This window comes from Methyloglobulus sp. (assembly GCF_046714055.1).
Taxonomy (GTDB): Bacteria; Pseudomonadota; Gammaproteobacteria; order Methylococcales; family Methylomonadaceae; genus Methyloglobulus.
This window is the reverse complement of record NZ_JBKKBJ010000139.1, coordinates 1-4668: the sequence shown is the minus strand read 5'-3', so window position 1 is coordinate 4668 and position 4668 is coordinate 1. Positions and strand designations below refer to the sequence as shown.

Annotated in this window: 3 protein-coding genes and 1 pseudogene; 3 read left to right on the top strand and 1 reads right to left on the bottom strand. The window is 46.9% G+C overall.

Annotated elements, in window-relative coordinates:
- A pseudogene (locus ACLQ6D_RS08500) lies at positions 1-553 on the bottom strand (excinuclease ABC subunit UvrA); the annotation flags it as partial.
- Positions 554-798: 245 nt separating this feature from the next.
- On the opposite strand from ACLQ6D_RS08500, the gene ACLQ6D_RS08495 reads away from it, so the two are divergent.
- From ACLQ6D_RS08495 to ACLQ6D_RS08485, 3 genes are all read left to right on the top strand, one after another.
- On the top strand, positions 799-2298 hold the full coding sequence (locus ACLQ6D_RS08495; RefSeq protein WP_411726853.1) for a TIR domain-containing protein: 1500 nt from the start codon (positions 799-801) through the stop codon (positions 2296-2298).
- Positions 2299-2338: 40 nt separating this feature from the next.
- Complete coding sequence (locus tag ACLQ6D_RS08490) at positions 2339-4351, top strand: hypothetical protein (protein ID WP_411726852.1); 2013 nt, start codon at positions 2339-2341, stop codon at positions 4349-4351.
- A 33-nt stretch (positions 4352-4384) separates the two neighbouring features.
- Positions 4385-4668 (top strand): WD40 repeat domain-containing protein (locus ACLQ6D_RS08485; protein WP_411726851.1); only part of this gene is annotated, 284 nt, incomplete at its 3' end.

The window sequence follows — 4668 nt, the reverse complement described above, 5'->3', positions numbered from 1 at the left end:
CGTACACCACACCATCAATCCGTGCCCTGATAAAGCCTTGCGCCCGTAAATCGTCCAATAACTGAAGATGCTCGCCTTTACGGTCATTGACCACAGGAGCCAGCAACATCCAGCGTTGATCCTGCGGCTGTGCCAAGACCAAATCGACCATCTGGCTGATGGTTTGTGCCTCCAGAGAGGTTTGATGTTCAGGGCAGCGTGGCGTACCGGCGCGGGCGTACAACAAGCGCAAATAGTCGTAAATTTCGGTGATGGTGCCGACGGTTGAGCGCGGGTTGTGGGAAGTCGATTTTTGCTCGATGGAAATGGCCGGGGACAAGCCTTCAATATGATCGACATCCGGCTTTTCCATCATCGACAAAAATTGCCTTGCGTAAGCGGAAAGGGATTCCACGTAACGCCGCTGTCCCTCGGCGTAAATGGTATCGAAAGCCAAGGATGATTTCCCTGAACCGGACAGTCCGGTAATAACGATAAGCTTATCCCTGGGCAAATCCAGGTCAATATTCTTCAGGTTATGGGTTCTGGCACCACGGATGCTGATCGTATCCATTCGTTAAGGCAAGTTGTGTAAACAACCCACTAATATACGATTAAACACCAGCCAAAACAATTTGTATTCTCATCAATACAAAGATAGTTGCCAAAGTCAGTTATAGCCGAATATTGCAAAGAAAAACATTAACCTATGCTTGTAATTTAAAGTGCAAAAGCTAACAATTTTTGTAATCGGATTTGCATTTGGGTGCTAAAATCCTTTTTAAAGACTGGCTAATTTTCATCAATAGAGAAAATCTTATGGCATATGTCAAAAATTATGAACATGATTTGTTCATCAGCTATGCCCACGCTGATAATTCAGCCGATGCTGCCGATAAATATTGGGTTTTACAATTTAAAAAACAATTGCATGCTGAACTTAAGCTACGCTTGGGCGGCAGTGATGATTTGACCATTTTTTTCGATACTGTCAGCCCCTTCAACCAGCAATTGGATAAATTTTTAGCAGCAGCAAGTAATTCCGCAGTATTTCTTGCCATTGCATCACCCAGTTATGCGAGTCGGCCATGGACAATAAAAGAATTAAACGCATTTACGGCAACCAAACCCAATTTAGAACGCTTATTTGTCGCCGAATGTCTGCCCTTAGACAAGGGAAAATCGTATCCCGACCCCTTACAAGACCACAGACGTTTGCATTTTTGGGATAGCGATTCGGAAAATTCCACAGAAATGCGGCTTTCCCCTGTACATGATGCAGCAGAATTTAGAAAACGTATCCATCAACTAGCCAAACAAATCCAGCAACAACTGGAATTGCTTGCCGACCAACAGCCGCCAGTAACTACAGGAATAACAGCGCCCAACGTTAAAACCTTTGTCCAAAATTTCAATCACGATGTGTTGATAAGCTACGCCGCAGAAGATAAAAAATGGACTGAAGCGCTATGCGATTACCTCCAAAAGCACCTAAAACTAGAACTTAGTACCGCCGATGGCTTTAAAGTAACGTTGGCGGCTGATATTAACGACATCGAAAGAGCAGCAACAATAATAATCATCGCCTCGTCCACCTATTACCGTCAATTTCAAACTCAACTTGAGCAATCAACCGGATTAACCAAAGAAAAGACGATATGGGTTGAATATGAAGCTTGTAAACGTCCAGATAATTTAAAAGGATTACCCAGTTATAAATTTTGGGACTCTACTGAATCGGAAGGCATGATGCCTATAACAGGCGATGCTTACTTTTCTACAGCGGATAAATTAGCAACGACTATTGTGAATCGTTTAAAGGAATTACAAGAAAAACAAGCACATTTGCAACGTTTAGAGCAAGAGCGCGTTCAACAACATCTAAGTAGATCTCAACAACCCGAAAGTGGACAAACCATAAATGCCTTCGTATTTCTGCACAGTGCGCCGGAAGATATAGGGCTAAGTGACGAAATAGCTTCGATATTAGATAAAAATGGCATAGATTGCGTCTGGCCTATCAAACGCAATAACCAAGTTTCACCCACTGAAATACGCCAGGATATTGAAAACAATATGTTAAGTTGCGATGCAATTTTGCTTTTGTATGAACAAACCACATTAATGTGGGCGCGGGAACAGCTTGTTACCTGCCGCCGCTTACTACGTAAACGTACAGAACCCTTAAAAGTGATAGCCGTACATAAAGGGCAAGACAAGCCCGATTTGGATATTCAGTTGAGCAATCTAAAGATATACAGTTGTCCACCAGAACAAATCCAAGGTTATCTACAACAGTTTATGTCCGCATTGGTCTAATTGTTTCTAATGGCAGATATCGAAAATAACCAGCCCAAGCATGAACAACAAACCCTACATCGGCCTACGCCCCTTTGAACGTGACGAAACCGAGCTGTTCTTCGGGCGCGAGCAGCATACCGACGATCTCATCGACCGCTTAGGCAGCAAGCATTTTCTCGCAGTTGTCGGTACGTCGGGTTGCGGAAAATCCTCATTAGTCAAAACTGGCTTGATCGCGGGCTTGGAAGCCGGATTTTTGGCAACCGCCAGCAGTAGCTACTGGCGGATCGTCGAAATGCGCCCTGGCAACCATCCGTTTCAGGCGCTTGCCGATAAACTGCTCCAGGAATTAAATGCCGAACTCAGCCCACATTACACCGCTGAAACCCTGCAACAACGCCTGAGGCAAGGTTCATTAAGCTTGCACGAACTGCTGGCCGAATACCCCTTAGCCAACAACGCCCAACTGCTCATCGTTTGCGACCAGTTTGAAGAACTGTTCCGCTATTCCGAACAAGGCGCAAGCGTTGAGGCTGGCAACTTTGTCAGCCTGTTATTGGCCAGCAGCAAACCCTACCCAATCAGCTCAGAGCAACTGTCGCATGGCATTTATGTTGTCATCACCATGCGCTCAGATTTCTTGGGTGATTGCGCCCAGTTTGCGGGGCTGGCCGAAGCCATCAACCAAGGCTTGTACCTGACTCCGCGCTTAAATGCCGAACAACTGCGTGCCGCCATTGAAGAACCTGCCCTGGTGTTCGGCGGCGAAATAGACCCAGCCTTGATCAGCCGATTGCTGGAAGATGCCGAAAACAATCAAGACCAATTGCCGTTATTGCAGCATGTGTTGATGCGTTTATGGGATTTGGCGGAAGATAAAACCCAGCAGATTCCTATTGAAGATTATGAAAGCCTCGACGGCTTAGGTGCCGCCTTATCACACCATGCTGATGAAGCCTATCTCTCTTTAAATAAACGGCAACAAAAGCTGGCAAAGCTGTTGTTCTGTCAATTGACCGGCCAAGACAGCGAAAAACGCGACACCCGCCGCCCGCTTAAGCTAGCTAAACTGTTACAGATCAGCCAACAAGCCTACGCTGACGTGGTGGCAGTGCTGAACGCGTTCCGGCAAAGTGGACGCGGTTTTTTGCAGCCGCCCGTCAGCGAATCCTTAAGCCCGGAAACGCCAGAAAATCTGGAAAAAATCATCGACATCAGCCATGAAAGCCTGATCCGGCAATGGCAACTGTTAAAAGACTGGGTGCAGGACGAAGCCAAACAGGCCGAAACCTACCGGCGTTTGGCCGATGAAGCCCACCGCCGCAAACAGGGAGATGGTTTTAAAATTCTGCTGCAATCACCCGAATTGGAAGCGGCGGCGACATGGCTGGACGAGTTTAAACCCACGGTGTTATGGGCGGAACGTTATGCCAGATCACTTAATTCGCATGAAGCGCTAGCGGAATACGGGGATTCTGAAAAAGCCATACCTGATAAAGAAGTCCAAGACCGTCATTCCGGCATGGATCGCCGGAATCCAGAATACAGGGATGTATCCGAAGATTGCAATCCCTTGCAACTAGATTCCGGCATTCCCCCGGCAATCCCTGACCGGGGCAGGCTCTGCCGGAATGACGACGTTTCGAGCCAATCAGCAGAATTGACGACCAATACTGGACAACCCCTAACAGAACACCGCATAGCCGAAGATGAGCTAGCCTTAATAATCGACTACATCCAACAAAGCCAAACCGCCAAACAGCAACAACTGGAAAAAATACGTCGGCAACAACAGCGCAAGCTAAGACAAGCGTGGCTTATCAGTATTGGGGCTACGCTGGGCTTACTCATGGTTGGATTGGCGTTTTGGGCAGAAAAAAACGGAAAGCAACGTATTGCCGAACTTTTCCAAGCCAGGCTCACCCATGCTTCCCTACTGGCAAAAGGCGAAGATTACGCAGGCGCGAAAAAGGTCTTGGCTAAAACCTATGCCTTGGATAAGGACATACCCGCTGAAAAGCAACACCAGCGTAACCTGTTAGCCAGTTTTAGTGACATGAAAGACGGCTAAGCCGAGCAGGTGTATCAAGGCGCAAACTATCCCTTGTATACAGTCGCAGTCAGTCCCGACGGACAATCGCTGGCTGCAGGGGGTGAACACGGCACCTTAGTTATTTTTGATGTAAAAACCGGCAAGTTGTTACAGCGTTTAAAAGATCATGCCACCGAAGGGACAGAATTTAATGTAGTACGTAGCCTTGCTTTCACCCCGAACGGGGAACAATTGATCAGCGCAGGCGATGATAAAAAAATACTCGTTTGGCAACGATGTCTAGACAATCAGTTCAGCCTTAAAACCTCCTGGCTGGCTGTCGATAAAGTCAAGGC